This is a genomic window from Polyangium sorediatum, assembly GCF_029946465.1.
Taxonomy (GTDB): Bacteria; Myxococcota_A; Polyangia; order Polyangiales; family Polyangiaceae; genus Polyangium; species Polyangium fumosum.
Window position 1 is genome coordinate 1 of the sequence record NZ_JARZHI010000048.1, and the last position, 20,032, is coordinate 20,032.

General features: G+C 67.8%; 19 protein-coding genes. 6 read left to right on the forward strand and 13 right to left on the reverse strand.

The genetic code is table 11. The features are described from left to right. The first annotated feature begins 289 nt into the window (after positions 1 to 289). Positions 290 to 916, forward strand: a complete 627-nt coding sequence (locus QHF89_RS35310) for a dioxygenase family protein (RefSeq protein WP_136966735.1) — start codon at positions 290 to 292, stop codon at positions 914 to 916. Positions 917 to 1,004: 88 nt separating this feature from the next. Here the strand turns inward: QHF89_RS35310 and QHF89_RS35315 are convergent, their stop codons facing one another. The 4 genes from QHF89_RS35315 to QHF89_RS35330 form a co-directional block, all read right to left on the reverse strand. Further along, on the reverse strand, positions 1,005 to 1,454 hold the full coding sequence (locus QHF89_RS35315; RefSeq protein ID WP_136966734.1) for a hypothetical protein: 450 nt from the start codon (positions 1,452 to 1,454) through the stop codon (positions 1,005 to 1,007). Positions 1,455 to 1,575: 121 nt separating this feature from the next. Continuing rightward, on the reverse strand, positions 1,576 to 2,706 hold the full coding sequence (locus tag QHF89_RS35320) for an RNA polymerase sigma factor (protein WP_284721337.1): 1,131 nt from the start codon (positions 2,704 to 2,706) through the stop codon (positions 1,576 to 1,578). 44 nt (positions 2,707 to 2,750) lie between these two features. After that, entirely contained in the window at positions 2,751 to 3,788 is a 1,038-nt protein-coding gene (locus tag QHF89_RS35325) for a hypothetical protein (RefSeq protein WP_136966732.1), read from the reverse strand. 44 nt (positions 3,789 to 3,832) lie between these two features. Beyond that, on the reverse strand, positions 3,833 to 4,312 hold the full coding sequence (locus QHF89_RS35330; protein ID WP_136966731.1) for a hypothetical protein: 480 nt from the start codon (positions 4,310 to 4,312) through the stop codon (positions 3,833 to 3,835). A gap of 868 nt (positions 4,313 to 5,180) precedes the next feature. On the opposite strand from QHF89_RS35330, the gene QHF89_RS35335 reads away from it, so the two are divergent. Further along, positions 5,181 to 5,978, forward strand: a complete 798-nt coding sequence (locus QHF89_RS35335) for an alpha/beta fold hydrolase (RefSeq protein WP_136966730.1) — start codon at positions 5,181 to 5,183, stop codon at positions 5,976 to 5,978. Positions 5,979 to 5,996: 18 nt separating this feature from the next. On the opposite strand, the gene QHF89_RS35340 is transcribed toward QHF89_RS35335, so the two are convergent. Beyond that, positions 5,997 to 6,590: a DUF6265 family protein gene (locus QHF89_RS35340; RefSeq protein WP_136966729.1), complete on the reverse strand. Its 594-nt coding sequence runs from the start codon at positions 6,588 to 6,590 to the stop codon at positions 5,997 to 5,999. A 242-nt stretch (positions 6,591 to 6,832) separates the two neighbouring features. Between QHF89_RS35340 and QHF89_RS35345 the strand changes: the two genes are divergently transcribed. Then, positions 6,833 to 7,951, forward strand: a complete 1,119-nt coding sequence (locus tag QHF89_RS35345; protein WP_284721338.1) for a M23 family metallopeptidase — start codon at positions 6,833 to 6,835, stop codon at positions 7,949 to 7,951. 130 nt (positions 7,952 to 8,081) lie between these two features. Here QHF89_RS35345 and QHF89_RS35350 read toward each other — a convergent pair whose 3' ends face one another. The 6 genes from QHF89_RS35350 to QHF89_RS35375 all read right to left on the reverse strand — a co-directional run bounded on the left by QHF89_RS35350 (position 8,082) and on the right by QHF89_RS35375 (position 14,053). Then, positions 8,082 to 8,750: a cupin domain-containing protein gene (locus tag QHF89_RS35350; RefSeq protein WP_284721339.1), complete on the reverse strand. Its 669-nt coding sequence runs from the start codon at positions 8,748 to 8,750 to the stop codon at positions 8,082 to 8,084. 955 nt (positions 8,751 to 9,705) lie between these two features. Beyond that, entirely contained in the window at positions 9,706 to 10,278 is a 573-nt protein-coding gene (locus QHF89_RS35355; protein WP_136966727.1) for a hypothetical protein, read from the reverse strand. Then, positions 10,275 to 10,859, reverse strand: coding sequence for a hypothetical protein (locus QHF89_RS35360; RefSeq protein WP_136966726.1), 585 nt, complete (start codon positions 10,857 to 10,859; stop codon positions 10,275 to 10,277). Before QHF89_RS35360 ends, QHF89_RS35355 begins: the two co-directional genes overlap by 4 nt. Further along, entirely contained in the window at positions 10,856 to 13,045 is a 2,190-nt protein-coding gene (locus QHF89_RS35365; protein ID WP_136966725.1) for a DUF3570 domain-containing protein, read from the reverse strand. The genes QHF89_RS35360 and QHF89_RS35365 overlap by 4 nt, the downstream gene beginning before the upstream one ends. Before the next feature lie 74 nt (positions 13,046 to 13,119). After that, positions 13,120 to 13,374 (reverse strand): DUF4266 domain-containing protein, encoded by a 255-nt coding sequence (locus QHF89_RS35370; RefSeq protein WP_211365331.1) that lies wholly within the window; start codon positions 13,372 to 13,374, stop codon positions 13,120 to 13,122. A 79-nt stretch (positions 13,375 to 13,453) separates the two neighbouring features. Next, complete coding sequence (locus tag QHF89_RS35375) at positions 13,454 to 14,053, reverse strand: hypothetical protein (protein ID WP_136966724.1); 600 nt, start codon at positions 14,051 to 14,053, stop codon at positions 13,454 to 13,456. A gap of 172 nt (positions 14,054 to 14,225) precedes the next feature. On the opposite strand from QHF89_RS35375, the gene QHF89_RS35380 reads away from it, so the two are divergent. After that, a complete protein-coding gene (locus QHF89_RS35380) occupies positions 14,226 to 14,795 on the forward strand; it encodes a TlpA family protein disulfide reductase (protein ID WP_136928848.1) in 570 nt (189 codons plus the stop codon). Positions 14,796 to 15,306: 511 nt separating this feature from the next. Next, entirely contained in the window at positions 15,307 to 15,519 is a 213-nt protein-coding gene (locus QHF89_RS35385; RefSeq protein ID WP_136928849.1) for a hypothetical protein, read from the forward strand. Positions 15,520 to 15,573: 54 nt separating this feature from the next. On the opposite strand, the gene otsB is transcribed toward QHF89_RS35385, so the two are convergent. Beyond that, positions 15,574 to 16,356, reverse strand: coding sequence for a trehalose-phosphatase (gene otsB, locus QHF89_RS35390; RefSeq protein WP_136966723.1), 783 nt, complete (start codon positions 16,354 to 16,356; stop codon positions 15,574 to 15,576). 65 nt (positions 16,357 to 16,421) lie between these two features. Between otsB and QHF89_RS35395 the strand changes: the two genes are divergently transcribed. Beyond that, the gene (locus QHF89_RS35395) at positions 16,422 to 18,683 is read left to right on the forward strand and encodes a carboxypeptidase-like regulatory domain-containing protein (protein ID WP_136966722.1); all 2,262 of its coding nucleotides are present in this window, start codon (positions 16,422 to 16,424) and stop codon (positions 18,681 to 18,683) included. Here QHF89_RS35395 and QHF89_RS35400 read toward each other — a convergent pair. Beyond that, entirely contained in the window at positions 18,670 to 20,028 is a 1,359-nt protein-coding gene (locus QHF89_RS35400) for an RCC1 domain-containing protein (RefSeq protein WP_136966721.1), read from the reverse strand. The two genes, QHF89_RS35395 and QHF89_RS35400, sit on opposite strands and share 14 nt — an antisense overlap. Positions 20,029 to 20,032 lie beyond the last annotated feature (4 nt).

A 20,032-nucleotide genomic window follows, 5' to 3' on the forward strand; every position in this document is an offset into this window, starting at 1 on the left:
TCGCGCGAGCGACTGTGCCCTTCGCGCGAGCGACGGTGCCCTTCGCGCGAGCGACCGTGCCCTTCGCGCGAGCGACCGTGCCCTTCGCGCGAGCGACCGTGCCCTTCGCGCGAGCGACCGTGCCCTTCGCGCGAGCGACCGTGCCCTTCGCGCGAGCGACCGTGCCCTTTGCGCGAGCAGCAGTGCCCTTGTCGCGAGGCACGCACAGCGGGCATCGCGAGATCGTTTCGGCACCGATGGCCGAGACGCCGGAGGATTGATACGCTGCGCGCTCGCGAAGGAGAGCGCAATGGACCGTCGGCAACTGATCTTGGCATTGGGCGGCGTGGTGGCGCTCGGCGCGTGCCGGTCGGCGGACGGCAAGTCGCGGCCATCGGCGGCGCGCGCCGATCTCTACCAGTGCGAGGGCTGCGAGGGCGTGTTCGAGCGGCAGCCGACCGCTTCGAGCGCGCGGATCGCGCCGCCGGGTGAGCCGGGCGAACCGCTGGTGCTGGCAGGAACGGTGATCGCGCTCGACGGCAGGCCTGCGGCCGGCGTGACGATCTACGCCTATCACACCAATTCGGCGGGCTTTTATGCCAACGGCACGCCCGAGACCGAGTGGAGCCGCCGCCACGGCCGGCTGCGCGGCTGGGCGAAGACCGGAGCCGATGGGCGCTACCGCTTCGAGACGATCAAGCCCGCGCCCTATCCCGACCGAAGCCTGCCCGCGCATGTCCATCTGACCGTGCTCGAGCCCGGGCGGCGGCCCTACTGGATCGACGACATCGTTTTCGACGACGATGCGCTGGTCGATGTTGCCTATCGCCGGCGGATGGAGAATCGCGGGGGCGACGGGATTGTCCGGCTGGACCGCGAGGCCGACGGGCGGCTGCTTTCGGTGCGCGACATCCTGCTCGAGCGGCACCCCGCGTAGCGGCGGCAGAGCCGCGCGTCCTCGACCGAGGGCCCTGCCATCCCGGCGGGGTTTCCTGGGGAGTTCTGCCACTCGCAGAGAAACCGGACTATGCCGCGCGCCTCCGCGCAAACACCTCCACCGTGATGTTGAACGCAGCGCGATGCAATACCTCCGCCGCGCATGCTGCTTCCTCCGCCGTCGCCGCAAAGCCGCGGAACACGTCCCGGCCTTCCGCATCGATGGCCCCTTCCTCCACATAAATGCAGCCATCGCTCCCGAGCGCGAGCTTGTGGAGCATCGCCCACGCGAGCAAGTCCGCCGCGCTGAACCTCACGGCTTCTTCCGCATGCAATGCGTACCCAACGAACAACGGACGCCCCGGAGGCAGCCCGTCCTCGAACTGGAAATAAAGCTTGCCGTCGCTGGCGAGCGCAAACTCCGTGGCCAGCTTCTCAGGTTCGGACGACTCGGGAGCGGCGGGGACCCTTCTCTTGCTGGGCTTTCTGGGCATGGCTTTATCTCCTGAACGAACGTCAAAGAGGACGATGGAGACCACGCGCCGAGGGCGTGCAGCCTCGTTCGCCCCCTTTGCGGGGACGTTTCCTTCGGCCGTCGTCGTGACGGACCTACTTAGGGGGATTGGGTCGGCCGCGGCGAAGGGACACCCAAAAGTTCACTCAGCGCGCGGCTTTCACAATCTTCCCGAGGAGCGCTGCCCTCACCTTGGGGAAAGGGTTCGCAGGGAAACGACCATCGTAGCGAGCAAGCGCCTCACGGGCATCCGCGATATTCCCCCGCTCCAAGGCGCCTCGGGCCCGATCCAGCAAGGCACGCGCCTCGAGCAGGGGATCTGCCGGTGAATGCCCCGCAAGGAGTTTCTGCGGTGGCGCTGCTGGCGGCGTGCTTGCCTGCGTCGACGTCGCGTCCACGGCAGGGACGTGCGGGACGCGCTCGTCCATGTAGGCCCGTACGGCCACCGGCATCGGGGCCGGCGTGATTTGCATCTGCGTGAAGAGATAAACGAGGACGCCAACCACGATCCCGCCCATGAAGTTTCCGCCGACGAACGAGCCGACGTTCGAAGCGGCAGACGTGGCCGCGTCGGCATTCGGCGCGGCCTCCGGAACCGCGGGCCGGGCCCCCGACGCAGGGCTTTGCTCGACGATGGCGCGAAGCTGCGCGAGCTGGTCCTCCGACACCTGCTCCGTGCGGGCGCGAATGAACGCGAACAGCCCGTCCACCACGAAGGGCAGGACGACGAGCCCGCGGTCGCGCATCTTCCGCTTGATCCGCCGGGAAAAGTCCTGCCGCGCCCGTTCCAGCCGATCCTTGACCGTTCGTTTCGAGTCCCCGATGAGCTGTGCCGTCTCCTCGTAGCTCAGCTCCGCGAGCTCCACGGCCGTCAGCACCTCGCGGAGATCCTCGTCCATTTCCCCGATGGTCTCGTGAACGAGCCGCTCATACTGCGCTGTCGCCATGGCCTCCTCGGGGTTTCTCGTGCCCACCGGCAGGAGGGTCACGTCTGCATCGTCGGTGAAATCGCTCCGATAGCCCTCGCGCTGGCGATGATCACGCGCCATCCGCCTCGTGATCACGTAGAGCCAGACGCCCAGCGAGCCTTTGGCCGGATCGTACCGCGACAACCCTGCGACGGCCGCGAGCAGCACCTCCTGCGTGAGGTCTGGGATGTGCTCGTCGGCGACGGGCCCCCAAGGGGGCGCGAGACGGGCCAGCCAGATCGGTACGCGGCGGGCGAATTGCGCGAGTTGGTCACGGGTCGACGTGTTCGAGGTTCGTTCCTGGGTCACATCTTCGGGGATTGGGTCGAGCCCCCGAGAGGGACACCAAAATCTCAAGGGCGACAGCAAATCGTCGAGGGGCGGAGGCGCTCCACCTCGCCGGTAGGCTCACCGCCGATCGGCTGACACGTGCCCGGGTGGTACTTGACGTCCGACAGGGTTTTGCTTCCGAGCGCCGGGCCTGGTGGCGTCAAGGGCAAACACACCTCGTCCAGCGACGAGATCGGGTATCCCGAAATCAGCGGCGTCTGACACAGGCTGTCCGCGTAGATCGAGGCGGTCGCTGTGCACAGGCTGCCGTCGACCTCGGGCGCGCACGTGCAATCCGTGCAGGTCCGCTTGTCGTCGTAGCCGCTATAAATGACGAAGCGATCGGTATAACTTTCGCCTTCGCAGGGGACGTCCCCTTCCTGATATACGCAGACGAGAAACGCGGGAGGAGGCGCGGGATTCGGGGCGCACTTCGCCGCGGAGCCGCACCCCACCTCCCCGCCTTCCGGGAACCCTTCGCAACCGAGAACCGTGACCCCCCACCTCGGCACGTCGGAGGTTCCCGTGAGGATGGGCTCCTCCTCCACCTCGCAGCCGACGTCCACGGCTTGCATCGGGCCAATCGTGAGAGACTCGACGCATGCCTTCCCGTCGCATTGTTTGCCGGCGGCGATTGGGTTCGTGTTCGAGCAGGATCCATCCCACGCGGTCGGAGGATCGAACGATGTGACCGCGGTCTCCGGCGCGTCGCAGGCGGCATTTTGGGCGGTCATCGTCGCGGGAAGCTTGCACGTCCCGGTGGACGGCTTGCAGCCACAGGCGCAGTTGAGCGGCCCCGCAATCAGCTCCGTGTACTTGGTGAAATGGTGTACGGGCGCCTCCGGGGGGCATTTGAGGAGATGACCCGACGACAACGCGACGAGGATGGGGTCGCTCCATCCGATGGGCCGCAAAGGGACGCACTGCCCCCCGCGTGCCTCGCATGATTTGGCCTCGACGCCGCCGTCGTCCTCGCCGCCATCGGACGTTCCGGCGTCCTCGGCGTCCGGGCCAGCGTCGCCTATCTCGTAGATAGTTATGGCCCCCGTATAGCATGCCACCGTGCAACAAACCAATGCAACTGCTGATACGTTTCGGATGATGGCTAGGGTTCCCATGTGGCTCCCACTCCGATAGATGGTAAAAGAAACGGCGTATTCCAAATTGGTTCGGCGTCTCGTGCACCAAGGCGCACGAATTCGATCTCGCTCCTGGTGCCTGCCACCATGAGTTCCGCATATCCCCGAAGCTTTACGCGGGCCGCAACCGGGAGATCGTACGAAACCCGCAGCCCCGCTCCGCCGAATGGTTGGGCACCGCCGTACTCTGTTTTCGCTTGGATGCCTACGGTAGCTTGATAAACGCCGCCCGCGATCGGCATGCAGAGGCGCGCATGCTCCCGGATTACGAGGCACGGGAGCCCTACACCCGTCAGCAGCAACGTGCGGACCGGGGCATCGTCCACCTCCCCCAAAGGATCGACCACCCCCCGCAGCTCGACGCCCAGCGTTGCCCATTCCCAACGCAGCGCGGCCTGGAAGGCTCCGCCGAGCGCAACGTTCGGGGTGTCGAACGGTCCGAACACGGCGGCCGCAGACAGCTCGGTCCGGAACGGCGGAGCGTCGGGAGCCGAGGGCGTCGAGGGCGTTGAGGGCGCCGAGGGCGGGAACAAGGGCTCCTCATAAGCCCGCCGACGGAGCTGCGGGAGGGGCATGCTCGGCGGCGGGGGCTTGGGTGCCTCCGGAGGCGCCGGCGGGGCAAGGAGGGTCCACGCCTCCGGCGTCTCCCCCTTCACGGTCACGAACCGCGCCGCCACCATGAGCGCGACGTCCTCGACGAGATCAATGCACTTCCCTCGGGGCGTCGCCGTCTCCTCCCATTGCAGCGCCCCTTGCTCGTCTCGCGCGATGAGCACGGCCTCCAGTTGCCCCCCAGCACGCCGCACCGTGACGGAGAGGGACGCACGCGCCGATTCCGGGAAGACGTCGTAGCGGAACTTCGCGCTCGTCAGCTCGGCAAGGGCCGCCTCCGTGGGACATCGAACGTCCGCAGGAACGACGTACGCCAAGCGGAATGCGATCCGCGGGTCCACCAACGTATCGTCGGCCATCGCAGGCGTCGCAAGCGCGACGACCGAGGCCGTGAACAGCTTTGCACCGGAGGAGCGCATCGAATCCGTGGACGAACCTTGAAGCTACCAGGGAACGTCCGGAAACACAAGGGGATGGCGCACGGGTTCGGCCCACGACGAACCAGGGGGTGCCCTCGGACGAACCCCGGAGCCTGCCTGCGGTCATTCGTTGCAGTTCTATTTGCAGTTTCGGCCGACCTGGCCGCATGCACCGGCCCCCCCGAGGTCACCTTCGAACCACGGGCGGCGCTCCGAGGCAACTCCGAGTACGGTTCCAGCACCCCTCCCCTCCCACGAGGGGACCACAGGCAGGGACAGCTCCATGACGACCTGGATCCGTGAAGACTGCGAAACGAACGGCATCACCATCCACTACCTCCGCACGGGAGGCGCCAAGAATCCCGTCGTTCTGCTCCATGGATTGATGGGGAGCGGCGCCTGCTGGACGCCCCTGGCGCGGGCGCTCGAAGGTGAATTCGACGTCATCATGCCCGACGCCCGAGGGCACGGCGGTTCGAGCGCGCCGCACCACGGATACCGGTACGACGATCACGCGAGCGACGTCGTAGGCCTCATCCGCGGCCTCGGGCTCTCTCGTCCGGTTCTGCTCGGCCACTCGATGGGCGGCATGACCGCCGCGGTGGTGGCGAGTCGAGGGGCGGGGGTCCTCCGCGGCCTCATCCTGGTCGAACCGACGTTCTTGAGCCCCGAGCGCCAACGCGAGGTGCGCGACAGCGACGTCGCCGATCAACACCGCCAGGCCCTCGGCTTCCAGACGTCTGACCTCGTCGCGCAGGCCCGAGCCCGACACCCGCATCGCTCGCCCGAGATCGTCGAGCTTCAAGCCGAGGCGAGACGGAAGACCCGCATGAGCGCATTCGACGTCCTCACGCCGCCCAACCCCGCATATCGCGACGTGGTGAGCGCGATGGACGTCCCGAGCCTGCTCGTCATGGGTGACAAGAGCCCCGTCGTCACGCTCGAAATGGCGACGGAGCTGCGGCGTCTGAACCCACGTGTACGCATCGAACAGGTACAGGACGCCGGCCACGGCCTTCCGTTTGAACAACCCGAGCGCCTGGGAGAGGTGGTCCTGTCGTTCTTGCGGGAGCTTTCGTAGCTGCTGCGGTGCACGCGGTCAGCGGCGCGTGAGCGTGAAGCTCGTTTCGAACTGATCCGGCCGGCCGTGCACGTGCACCATCAGGGCCTCGCCGACGCGCTCGTAGCGAATGTGCGTCGGCCAGTCGTGCGCCTCGTTCACGAACGTGGCGAACGTGGCCCCAGAGATGCGCGGATCGCGGCGGAATTCGGTCGTGCTCCCGCCGCCCGGCGTCGCGACGTAGATCACGTCTTCACCGCGCACCTCGATGCGTAGGTGCTCGACGAGGACGTCGCCGCCCTTCGTCGCCTTGCCTTCGCCGGTCATCGTCATGGGCCCGGTCACCTTCCAGGTCTCGTCGACGATCGCGTCGTCCATCTGCTTGCCCTGCCAGCTCCCTTCGAGCCAGGCGACGAGCTTGAGCGAGCCGGTGGCCGTGCCGCCCGCGGTGGGCGCGGCGGACGAGGTCGACGAGGGCGACGGCGAGCCGGACGCGGACGCAGGCGCGGGGGTCGGCGTGGCGGGCGAGGCGGTGGTGGCCGCGACTTGCGAGCTCCCGCTCCCCGAGCGGCACGCGACGAGGCCCGGCGCGAGCGTCAGCACGGCGAGGCCGAGGGCGCGAGCGGCTTCCATACGAGAAATCATCGAGCTTCACCGCCTGGTTATTCGGAGGGCGACGACGTAGCAGGTTTTGAAGTCGTTGATCAAGCTCTCGACCCGTGCCCATTGCAGCAGAGAGCAGGGCCGATGGCATGGTGAGGTCACAACGAACCCTCGCATGCGCTCGGACGAACCCTTGCGCGGGCCCTTACGGTACGCCTAGAGTGCCGGCCCATAGGAAGGTCCGGAACATGATATCATCGAGATTCAGTTGGTTGATCCTTGCTTCGACGCTCGTTGCGGTCCCGAGCTGCATCGTGGGGGACGACAGGAGTGAAACAGACGACGCCGAGGGTGCAGGCGTTGAGGTCGACGGGCCCGTTGGGGCCGTCCAGCAGCCCATCACCGTCGCGGGGCTTGGCCATTACTGCAGCGGGCGCTGGCCCTCTGGTGGGTGGGCGTTCAACTGGTTTGACAGCGCCACGAGTGACCCCTGCACGCTCTTGAACTTGACGGCGACGGGTGGCTCCATCGCGCGCGCCGGCGTGTACGCGACGAACGACACCAACAACGTCGTGGTGCGCTGCGATGGCGGTTTCGTCGCCCAGCGCGTTGGCACCGGCGGTGCGCCGCTCGCGGCAGCCTTCACCGACGCTGGGAACCGCAATGGTTGTTTCTTCACCGTCGCCCCGAAGGTCCTTCGGCTCTTCGACGCGCCCTTCAACACGACCACCACCACCTTCACGCCTTCGAACGGGGTCGACTTCGCGCGCCAATCGATTACCTCGCTGGATGTCACGCAGTTCGGCCAGGTCGGCTCGACCACGGCGACGATTGTCAACCATGATGGTGAGGAGAAGACCTTTGGAAACAACCATGATGGCTACGACTGGTTGATGCCGAGGGGGACACCCCTTCTCGCCGTGGCAGATGGTACGGTCGTCAAGGCCCGATTCTTCTACACGGGCGCGACGAACAGCGACGGCCCCTTCCAAGGCGAGATTTATATCGATCATACGATTTCACGTAGCCCGTCGACCTACAACGAGACGTTCCGATCGTCGTATTTCCACTTGCAGACGCTCTATGTGGCCGACGGCGATACCGTCACGAAGGGGCAGGTGATCGGCGACTCGGGCAACTACGGGGACAGCAGCGCTCCCCACCTGCACTTCGCCGTCTTCCGCATGACGAACACAGCCAATGACTGGCACGCGACGCACACCATCAATGCCAGTGGCAATGATGGCCATAGGCTCACGATCGACCCGTATGGCTGGTTCGCGCCGCAGGGGTTCGATCCCTGGGCCTTCCGTGCCTATAGTGCTGGCATGGGCGCGCTGAGCATCTGGCTCTGGAATGTTGGGAAGGCGCCGAGCACCGGCGCCTGGTAGCCGGCCACGCATTCGTGAGGCGCCGCCGTTCGCATCGGCGGCGCCTCGCCTTGCTCCTCTTCCGCGCCTGCGCGGGCCTCGAGGTGACCTCGAGGGTCGGTTCGACGGGATGCGCGGTGTTCGTGGACTCCTACCGCACCTGCTCCCCGAACGCCTCGTCCTGGCGGTCCGCCTGGGCTTGGGCCTTCGTCTGCTGGACCCGCCCTCGGATGTGGTTCGGCGGTGCGTAGAGCGTATACAGCTTGAGCGGCGTCTTGCCGGTATTGATGAAGTTGTGGCGGACGCCGGCCGTCACGAACACCACGTCACCGGGTCGGAACGGCGACGCGACGCCATTGAGGACGACATTTCCTTCGCCCTCGACCAGGAAAAAGACCTGCTCGACCCGCTTGTGCTGCTCCCTCCCGATATCGCCCCCCGGCGGGATGCTCATGGCCACGATCTGCATCCGCTTCGCCGTGAAGAGCACGCGACGAAAGGCTTGGTTCTGACTCGTGAGCGCGGCGATGTTCGCCTGGAACGTCACCCTGGCCCGCGGCGCGCGCTGCGCCTTGGCCTGATGCGCGCGTTGCGTCTGGGCCTGCTGCGCGCGTTGCGTCTGGGCCCGCGGCACGCGTTGCGCCTGGGCCTGCTGCGCGCGTTGCGTCTGGGCCCGCGGCACGCGTTGCGCCTGGGCCTGCTGCGCGTGTTGCGCCTGGGCCTGCTGCCGAGATTCGGCCCGCGCCGACGGCGAGAACGCCCCGACGACCGCGAGCACGCCTGCAAACGCGAGAATACCCGTCAATGAAGTACGCTTCATGAGCCCCTCCCCGTGCAAGGTGTCCTTTGAGGAGGAACATAATGCAGGCGGGCAGGGTCGTCAGCCGTCCCTACGAGATCACGCGTGGATGTGAGGGAGAATCAGAAGAACCGCATCGCGCGGAGTCGTGAAATACGGAGATCGAGGCGGGAACGAAACGAACGGCGAGATCGCCGCCCGAGGTCTCGTGATGGGACCCGCGCTGGTGCAGCTACCTGCAGGCGCCGCTGATGCAGGATTTCCCGGTGGGACAGTGCTTGTTGCAAACGCACTCCGGGTAAGGCTTGAAGGCAGTGCCGCAGACTCCGTTGGAACAAATCCTGGCGACGCCGCAATCACAATTGCTACTGCAAGTTTCCGGCGGCGCCTCGCAGGAGCCATAGTCTTTCCCGGAAAAGAAGACGCAGCTCTTGGCCCCCGTACACTGGCATGAGGCTACGCAAAAGGGGCTCGGCGGGGGCGGACTGACATTGTTGATCGGGTTGCATACCCTTTGACCGGATTCATTCGCCTTGCAGGCCGTTCCCAGCTCGCATTGACAGTTCGAGGAACACGGCGAGCCCGGTGGCAGCAGCTCGCTACTCGCCTGGTCCGTGTCCTCCTCGACATTCCCCTGCGGGTCAGGACTCTCCATGAGACATGCCGCCGGGGCAGCGCAGAAGAGCACGAGCGCGGCCAACGGCTTGATCAGCGTTGCAAATCGACGAAACATGCTGAACCTCCCAAACAACTCCAAGATGGCGAGAGCACCATCGCGGGGCGCGGGCGCAGAGCAGCTATCGTGCCAGCAAAGGAAGCCACGGAAGTCCTCTGGCCGGCTCTCGGCGTGGAGCCCGCCGTGGCCTTGGATGCGCAATTGGTGCATCGCACCTGCGCCTTTTGCGCAATGATGCGCCCTTCGCGCAACACGCACAGAGTCGTCGGGGGCCTGCGCCGCGTGAGGGCTGCGCCTGCGCTACGGATGCCCGAGCTCGACCTCGCACTGGGTCGTATCGGTATTCCCCGTCAACCAATTGACCATGCACACGTCCCCGGGGTCGCCCTTGTTCCACAAGAGCCCGCCCTTGTGTTTCTCGCGCAATCGTGCCTTTCGCACGATCGTCAGCACCTCGGGGTCGGCGGCCTTCGTGAAGACCTTGGCTGCGAGCTCCGGTTCGAGCGCCAAAATCGAGCGGTAGTTGTCCTCCAGCTCGGCGATCGTCGTGGGCTCTTTCCCGCCGGAATAGTATTCGTCGTAGTTCTCGACGTTCGGCGAGGTTCGCTCCTCGTACCGGCGCAACCCGTACTGGCCATACAGCCGCAGCGGTCGCGCCGCGTGGCCGTGGCAATCAAGCGTGCCGCAGCGGCGTTCGAGGACCGCGGAGACCGCGCGGAATGAGGTCGGGTCGAAAGGTGGGGCCGCGATTTCGTTCACGGCAGGGCCGAGGTCGCCGCAACCAGCGGCGACGAGAAGGACGCCGCAGCCCGCGAGGGCGAAGAGCGGCGCCACGCCGAAGCCAAAGAGGCTCGCCTTGCGTCGTGTGTTCATTTCGCAGCTCCCGGGCAGGCGGGGTCTTGCGGCGGGAACGGAGGATTCGTCTCCGCGGCGGCACACGTGACCCACCCAGGCGAACCCTGGTTCGGGTTGCCCACGTGGCACCCCGCGCAGGATCCGTCGCGGCTGATGCGCGTCGACATGACCACGCGCTTCGTGCTCTCCAGCGCCCCGGGCACGGGGTACTCGATCTCGGCGCGCAGCGGAAAGGCCGGGTCCCACTTGTCCGCTTCGATGAAGAAGTTGCCCGCGCAGTTCGTGCCGACCTCGTATTGCTCGCCGAACGAGTCGGTCAGCTTGACCTTCACGCCCTTGACGGGCAGCGGCTTCTGCTCGGCCGTCTGCGTCGGGTACGCGTAAATCGTCCCGCCGACGCTCATGACCGGGCTCTCCCGCAGGTACTCGCCGTGGCAGAGCACGCAGGGCTGTCCAGGGCGATGAAACTCGCCCACGGGGACGTTCGGGTCCTCTTCGCCGAGCGCGGCGATACGCTCGTCGACGGCGCGGTTGCCGCAGCCGACGAACATGCCGAGCGCAACGAGCGACGAGGCGAGGGCGGTCTTGGCCGTCATCATTCGACGTCGACCTCCAGCGTGAGCGCGCCGAAGTAGCCGAAGCGCTGCAGGATGAAGAGCGTGTTCAAGAAACGCGTATAGATCACGTCGCCGCTCGCGATGAGGCCCCAGTTCTTGGCCTCGCCGAACGCGATGCGCGTGCCAAGCCCGCCGGTCACGCCGACCAGCGGGCCGAGCTCGCGGTCGCCCGTGCGCAGCGCAGGCACTTGCAGGCCCGTGGGCGTCCGTTCGGCCACGTACGCGAGTTGCCAGAAGGCCGCGCCCGTCTGCGCGTGGAACCGGAAATGCGGCCAGATGCGCACGCGCTCGCTGATGTCGTAGAGGTACCGGAAGTCCGTCGTCGTGGCCTTGAGGCCCCAGCTATCCGCGTAGAGCCGCTCCTCGGCGCGCAGCGTGCTCGCGGAGAAGCGGCGCGCGTAGCGGGCGGCGAACGCGAAGCGCTGGCGGTCGAGCGGGAGCTGTTCGAGGATGCGCTCGGGGTTGCGGTAAAAATTCACCGTCGCGAGCGACTGTCCCGGCAAGACGCGCGGGGCGATGTCCGGCGCGAACGTCGGGATGTAGCGGTAGGGCTTGGAGCTGTCGCCCGACTCGATCACCGCGCTGAAGTTCGTGGTCAGGACGGAGTTCTTGTCGAGCACGAACGACGAGGCGAGGTCGAGCGCGTGGCGCTGGATGCGCCGCGAGAAGACCTCGTAACTCGTGCCCGATCGGCCCGCGATGTCGTACGAGAAGTCGTAGCTCAGGCTCGGCGTGACCGTCTTCTGGCGCAGGTCGATCGCGACCGTGGTGCCAACGCTCGACGCCAGGTAGTCGGGCTCGATCGACATCGCGGCGTGCAGGTTCACGTCGACGTCGCCGAACTTCTTGTGTCCGCCGAGCGCAGGTACGTACCGCTGCTCGGTCCAGCGCGGCGAGGCCGTGGCCACGATGTCGGTCGACGCGGCCGTGACGACGTCGACGAGGAACGAGCCGCCAAAACCCCAGCCGCTCGTGGGGTTCTCGACGTTGAAGAAGAACGTCGGGCTGACGACGTCGACCTTGTCCGAGTCGTGGTACGCCGAGAACTCCAGGCCGAACTTGAGGTTCAACGGCAGCTTGCGGTTCTTCGCGATGCACTCGTCGAACTGGTCCTGCGTCTGCGCGTTCTGCATGCACTGGACGAGCGCGCGGTCGATCGCCTTGCCCTTCGGCACGAGCTTGATCTCGACCGTCGCCGTCTCGCCTTCGCCGACGTTCACGCTCTGCTCGAAGGACTGCTCGGCGCCGTTCACCTTGCCCGTCGCGATGATCGTGCGCTCGCCGGGGTTCACGGGGATCTCGGCGCCGAGCTGATCCTCCGCGAGCTCGACGCCGTTCACGCGGACCTTGAGATCGGTCGCGTTCGCCGGCTTCTGGACGACGATCTTCGGGATCTTGGCGCGCAGCTCATCGGCGCGGCTCTGCGCCTGCGCGGCCATCTGGCGGATGTTCTTGCGCGACGCAGCCTCGGCGGTCGCCTCGTAGTCGGAGACGGCCTCGACCCAGAGGCCGGCGCGCGCCTCACACGCGGCGACGAGGAAACGCGTCGAGGTGCGATCCTCGGCCTCGTACGACGCCCGCCCATACGCGATGCAGTCGAGCCACTCGCGCTCCTTCTCGGCCTTGGTCGCGAGCTCGTGGTAGAACGAGCCCTCGCCCGTGCGCCAGCCGCGCGCCGGGGGCTGGCCCTCGTACGTGGCCTTGAGCTTCTTCGAGCCGCCCGACGCGGCCTTCGCCTCTTTCGTCTCCGGGTTGCCGCCGCTCGGCGAACCGGCGCTGCGCGCGTCGCTCCACGCCTTCTCGATCTCACGCGAGGTGAAGTCGGGGAAGAGCGTGATGGTCGGATCTTCCTTGATCGCCGTGGCGAACGCGGCCTTCGCCTCGCTCGACTTCTTCATGCCGCCGGCGAGCACGGTGCCGAGCGCGACGTAGAGCTTCGCGCGGACCTTCGAGCTGCACGCGCTCTTCTTGGCGCACGCTTGTTTCGCCAGGTTCAGCGTGTCGAGCGCCTCCTGGTACTTGCCTTCCTTGTAGCTCGCTTCGAGCACCGTCTGGACGAGGACCTCGACCTCCTCGTCGTTGGGCGCGGCGCTCGCGGGCGCGGGGGCGAGCGTGAGCGCAGCGGCGACGAGCGGGGCGAGGAGGGCTTGTGCGAGGCGGCGGATCACGCGACGGCCAAGATAAACCCGTCCCCGAAAAAAAGGATCCGACAAGATGGCGACCTTGGGCTCGGAGGAGGAGATCAGTTGCAGCCGCAACCGCTGCCGGTGCCGCCGCTGCCCCCGACCGCGCCCTCGGTGATGGCGCGCAGGTGCGACTCGCCGAAGCCGGCCATGTCGGCGGCCGTCATCGTCGGATGCGCGAGCTTGCCGCGCTCGTACGGCGCGACGGGCGCGCAGCCGGTGCTCGCGAGCAAGCCTCCGCCGAGCACGAGGACCACGAGGAGCGCGCGACCGGCGCGCACGACGAGCGAGGCAGAGGTGTCTTCGTTCAGCATCGCGGGAAGCTCCGATTTTCTCTTGTATAACGGGGTTTCTCTCGCCCCGCGTCAAGATTCTTCCAGAGCTACGCGCGGCTCACGGCCCCGCGTCCCCGCCGCCGCCCGTCCGCCGCAGGCCGCAGAGCGCCCACTGCTCGATGAGGGCGTAGTCGGCGTCGGACAAGCCGCTCGGGGGCGGCATCGGCGCGCCGCCGCCCGGCGTGCCCTGGAGGTTGCAGAGGATCCAGGAGCGCGAGGGGTCTTCCTCGTTGATGTACGGGTACCCCTGCGCGCCCGAGTACCCTTTGAGCTCGTCGTAAAACGCGTCGGAGCTGTCGGCCGAGAGGAAGATGCCACGCGCGCCCGGGGCCGCGCCGTGACAACCGCCGATCGTACATCCCGCCGAAGGGCCCGTGAGGATCGAGTAGACCTCAGCCCAGGTCGGGGCCGTGGTGCACGCCGAGGGGTCGAGGATCGTGAGCTCGGGGCAGCCAGTCTCGCGGACCTTGGGACCTCCGGGCGGGCCGTAGGGACAGGCGTCGTCCTTGTCGTTGACGATCGACTGCTCGGTGCACGCCTGGTCACCCACGCCGATCTGACAGCCGGCAAACGCGCCAAGCGCGAGGACGGGGATCAGGGCGAGGACGGCGCGGAAGGTGCGGCGCGACCGGGCCCTGGGCGAGGTTCTCGCGGTCATGGCCCCGCATGGTGCCCTCGGTTCGTCACAAAGTCGACTGGGTGGGTTGGGGCTGAGGTAAGCTCGCGCCGTGCGCGCGGTTCAAAGGATCGGTCGTGCTCTCGCGATCGAGGCCCGAAGCCGCAGTTTCCGAGCGCAAAGAGCGCCGTCTTAGCAAAACCAGGAGACCTGAATGAGCTCGAGATCGTCGATTGTCCGCACCCTCAGCGCGCTCGTCATGGGCGCGGCCCTCTCGCTCACCGTCGCGGCGTGCGGCGGCGGCGCCGCGTCGGGCGGCGGTGCAGAGACCGGAGGCGCCGAGGGCGGCCTCGTCGGGAAGCCGGCGCCCGAGTTCACCGCAGAAGCGGTCACCGGCGAGGGCCCGAAGAGCGTGAAGGAAGCTTCCGGCAAGGTCACCATCATCGACTTCTGGGCGACGTACTGCGGCCCCTGCAAGAAGTCGTTCCCGAAGTACCAGGAGCTCGTCGATCAGTTCGGCGGCGACCTCAGCGTCATCGCGGTGAGCGTCGACGAGGAGGACACGGACAAGGCCAAGCTCGAGGAGTTCGTGAAGGCGACGGGCGTGAAGTTCTCGGTCGTGTGGGACAAGGACAAGAGCGCCGCGAAGGCCTACAGCCCGCCCAAGATGCCGACCGCGTTCGTCGTCGACAAGACGGGCACGATCCGCCACATCCACGCCGGCTACGGCGAGGGCGAAGAGGACAAGATCGCCGAGGAGATCAAGGCCCTCATCGGGCAGTGATCGCAGCACGCGGGGCTTCGGTCGGGCCGCTCGCGTGGCCCTGCCTCGGCCCCCGGAATCCACCCCCGAAGATTCCGTGAAGTGCCCCCCGCCCGCATGTTTCCCGGCCCGTTTCGGCAGGGAAGCAGGCAGCGGGGGGAACACCTCGCCCGCGCTCCGCCCCAGGAGCTTGGCTTCCTCGACGCGGATGTCGGCGGTCTCCTGCCGCGGACGCCCGGGGCACGACGTTTCTTGTGATCACGAACGATCGAGCGCCCCGTTCTCGGGTGTCGTCTCCCGCGGGATCGCCTCGCACGAGACGAACCACGAGCACGCGCGTCCACGCCGCGATGGGCTTCTCCCGATCATCGTCCTGCCGTCCGTCCGCCACTTCCGTCCGATCGAAAACTTTTCCAATATGCTGGTGCCGGATACGCTGAATATGCGTCGCGCGTTCTCTCGATCGCCCCATTGATGAGGTGAAGTCGTGAAGGTCTTTTCAGCTATCGTTCTGGCAATGCTGTGTGGGTGTATGGCGGAAACCGAAGAGGATCGCGACTATGACGTCCTCCTCTCGGAGGGTCCTGGTTTGGAGACGGCGAAAGAACCCAAGGCCGTCATGAACTGCTGGACCGGCGTCTGCAAATGCACCGGTTTGAGTCAAAATGCATGCATATCGGAGTGCGACAAGTTATGGGACGCCAATTGTAGCAAGCCGGCGTCCGAGCAGCCCGGACAGCCGTAGGCCCCTGCGCTTCGTCCCCGGGACGCCCCGAAAAGCTCCCCGCATCAGCCGCCTTCAAACGGAACGCACGGCCGCAATCTGCGAAAGCAGCTCGGCCCACGCGCGTGGGCCGGGCAGCACCAGGTCCGCCTCGACGTTCGGCGTCGGCCGCTCCGCCGAGGCCACGTAAATCCCCACCCCATCCCGCTGCCGTGCGAGGGCGATCGCGCCCTCGTCGGTGGTGTCGTCTCCGGCGTACACGACGAGCGTGTGCGGCGGCAAGCGCGCGAGCAAGAGCGCGAGCGCCGTCTGCTTCGTGACCCCCGGGTCACGCGCCTCGACGACTTGTCGCCCCTCCATGATCTCGAATCCCGCAGCGACGGCGGCCTTGCGGAACGCATCGAGCACTTCCGCTGCGGCCTCGCGCATCGCAGGCTCGACCTCGCGCACGTGCACGGCGACGCCGACCGACTTGCGCTCGAAGCGCATGCCGGGGATACGGGCGTGGTTCGCCTCGACGAAGCCCCAAAGCGCGGAGAGGCCGGCCGCGCGCTCGGGGTGCGTGCCGCCGATCGTGCCACCGTCGGGCCCCTCGATGAACGCGCCATGCTCGGCGACGCGGTAGACCGGCGCGAGGGCGCTCGTTCGTTCCAGCAGGCTTTCCATCGTGCGTCCCGAGACGACGGCGACGTGCACGCCGGGCGCGCGCGTGAGCCTTCCGAGCGCGGCGAACGCGTCGTCCCTGGCGTGCGCGCTGTCGGGATCCGTCGTGATGTCCGAGATCGTCCCATCGAAGTCGGTGGCGACGAGCAGCGACGCAGCTCGAGCGATGCGGGAGAGGAGCGCGGGCTCGTTCATGCCCCGAGCGTCCCCCGAGGAAGCGTCCAGCGCAAACGTGCAAGCGCGGTGGTAGCGTCGGTTGCATGTGGCATCCCGGGAAACACACACGTCTCGCCTCGGCCTCGATCGTGGTCACGGCCGCGATCGGGATGCTCTCCGGCTGCGGCGAAAACGAACCCGCGGGCGTAGGCGGCGCGGGCGGGCAAGGCGCGGCGGGGTCCGTGTCGTCGTCGTCGTCTTCGGCGGTGGTGGGTCCAACGACGGGCGCGGGAGGCGCGTTGCCCGAGGTGTTCCCCGTGACGGGCGTGGTGACGGACGGCACGTCGCCGCTGCCCGGCGCGATCGTGATGCAAGGCGGCGGCGCGCCCGCGCTCGTGACGGGACCCGACGGTGCGTTTTCGATCGAGCTCTCCACGTCGATCCCGGGCGCGCCCACGGTGGTCGCGGCGAAGGTCGGCTACCGGAGCGCCGGGATCGAATTCGACGCGCTGCCCGAGGGGCCGATCGAGCTCGTCCTGCACGAAGCGGCGCCGCCGGACAATGCCGACGGCTACAAATTCGGTCCGCCGGGCGTCGGCGATGAAAACCTCGACGCGACGACGGCCCTCTGCGGGCATTGCCACACGACGCTCGTCGCGCAGTTCCAGCAATCGGCGCACGCGAAAGCGACGCGGGATCCGCTCGTGCAGGACCTTTATGCGGGCACGTCGCGCGCGCACGGGGACGCGGCGTCGTGCGCGGCGGCGGGCGGGGAATGGCGGACGGGGCGGGTGCCGGGCTCGATGATGGGAACGGCGCCGCGTTGTTATCTCGGCAGCGGGGTCTTGCCGGACCTCAATGGTTGCGGCGCGAAAGGCGCGCTCGCCTGCGACGATCCGGCCCTGCCCGCGGCCGAGAAGCCGACAGCGTTCGGCGCGTGTGCCGATTGCCACGCGGCGGGGCTCGACGGAAAGGCGGGCGGCCGTGATCTGCTGGAGGCGACGGGGATCGCGTTCGACAACGGAAACCATTGCGACACGTGCCACAAGGTGCGGGACATCGACCTGACGAAGCCGCCGGGCACCGCGGGCCGGCTCCTTTTGCAGCGGCCGAGCGAAACCGTCTCGAACGATCCGCTGGCGAAGCTCCGCCAGGTGATGTTCGGCCCGCTGCCGGACGTGCCGAACGAGTTCATGGGCGGGAGTTATCAACCCAAATTCTCCGAGGCGACGTTCTGCGCGGGCTGCCACGAGCAGGCGCAGCCGGCGTTGCTCCCGGGCCAGATGGTCGATCCGGCGCGGTTTCCCGACGGCCTGCCCGTGCATTCGACGTTCGCGGAATGGTCTTCGAGCCCGTGGGCGGAGGCGGGCGCGCCTTGCCAGCATTGCCACATGCCGCCGAACGAGGGGCTCTGGAACACCCTGGACAAGACGACCCCGAAAAACGGAGGCATCACGTTCGGCTTCGTGCGGCCGCCGGAGCAGATTCGGTCGCACGCATTTCGAGGGCCGCTCGCGGGGACGCCGCGGCTTTTGGATCTGGCGCTCGGAATGTGGATGACGGCGAAGGCGGCGGGAGGCGGGGTCGACGTCTCGGTGACGCTCTCGAACCAGGGATGTGGCCACGCCTTGCCGACGGGCGAGCCCATGCGATCGCTCGTGCTGGTGCTTCGCGCCGAGGCCTGCGGCGAGGTGCTCGTGGCGAGCGCGGGGCCGACGGTGCCGGACGTGGGCGGCGCGTGGGCGGAGGGGGTGATCGGGCAAGGCGTGGCGGTCGTCGGGACGTCCTGGTCCTGGCCGGAGGGCGCGGCCCACGCGAAGCCGGGGCAGGTCTTGCGGGTGGTGCGGGAGACGGGGAATTGGCTGGACTACCCAGGCATTGGCGTCTTCGCGGATCCGACGCTTTCCCCGGCGGACAAAGGCATCCCGATTCGCGTGCCGGTCGCGGAGGCGAAGGTCGTATCGGCGGCGAACGGGCAAATCGTGACGGCGGGCATGGCGGAGGTCATGCCGGGAGATCGGGTGTTCCTCGGGGATGGACTCGCGGCGGAGGTGATGGACGGATCGGGCTCGGCGGCGCTCGCGGGTGCGCCGGGGCAGGCGTTCGCGCGGGTGCTCGTGGACGCGGAGGGAAAGCGGTTCGTCCCGCATTATCGCGCGGTGGACATGGCGAGCGACAGCAGGCTGCCGCCGTTCACGAAGGTCACGAGCCAGCATTCGTTCGTGCTGCCGGCAGGTTGTCCGGGCGCGACGGTGACGGCGACGGCGCTCTATCGGCCGGTGCCCGTGGGGATGGCGAAGGAGCGGGGATGGGAAGCGCGGGATTGGGTGGTGGCGGCGCGGAAAGAGGTCGTCAGCGCGAACTAGGAGAAGCGGCCGCCCCGTTCACCACGGGAAACGCCTGCATGCGCGGCGCGCCGTCCTTCGCATCGGCCCCCCACATCACGATCACCCCGTCCCGGCGCACCGCCCACGTCCGCCCGGGCATTGCCTCGATGGCGACCGCGTCCTCGACCTCGTCGATCTTCACCGGCACCGGATGCCCCTCGTGCAATTCGTCCGGCATCACGCAACCCGGGACACGCTTCCTTATGGGCGTCACGTTCTTTCGGGCCCGCTCCGGCGTCCAGCCGAGCCGCCCGCACGCGTCGTCCACGCGGCGAACCCGGTTCGCTTCTTCCACGAGGGGGCCCGGTTTCGCTGGGCTTTCGCACGGTGGATTCGCCGCCGCCTCCTCTCGCGCTTGTTCGGTGGCGGCCTCGTCAATCGGGCAAACCTCGCGCTTCTCCGTCGCCTCCTTGCCCGCCTCGCCCGTCTCTCCGACTTTCGAGCGGCCCCAGCACCACACGTCGCCCTCCTCGTCGATCGCGCAGGCGTGCTCTCCCGACGTGGAGACATCGACCACGCGCGGCAATCCGACCACCCGCACGGGGTTGTCGTGGCGCTCGCGCGTGCCGTCGCCGAGCTGGCCGAAATCGTTCCGACCCCAGCACCACACGCTGGCGTCGTCGCGCACCAGGCACCCGACGATATTGTTGAATCCAAAGTCCGCGACCGATACCCGGACCACCCGATCGAGCAGGATCTGGTTGCTCCGGCGTCCGGGGCCTCCGAGGACGAATCGGCCGTCCTCGAGCAGCGCGGCCCGGCCCTGCGCGTACAGGTTCCGAAGGGGGCCATACGCCTCGAGTTCCCCGTAAATCGCCTTCATGTCCCGCGGACAACGCACCTCGCCGCCGCCCATCACGCAAACGATGGCATACTCTCGACCGACGACCTCGGCGAGGCGCGACCCACCTTTCGCCTCGAACCCGACGCCCCCCTCGGTGAAGTCGTTGTAAGGCCTCTCGAGGCCCGTGCCGCGCGCGTCGAAGCTCCGAAGCACCACGCGGCCGTCCCGGAGGAGGAGCACGACGTCCTCGCGGCGACACAGAGAATCGAGCACGGGCTCCGAGGACGTCCAGCTCGCCTGCAGGATCAACTGGCCCGACCCGCGCCCGACCGACACCACCGCCACCCGCCCGTCCGCGAGGCGCAAGCAGCGGTGGCCCGACAGGACACGCGGCGGCTCCCGATACCCCGCGGTGATCTTCAGCGGGCCCGGCACCGCGGGGCCGGGGCCCCCGTCCTTCCCCGCCCCACAAGCCGCGGAGAGCAAGGCAAACGTGGCCGCACCCGTGACTCGTAAAATCGTTCGTCGTGCTCTCGTCATGGGC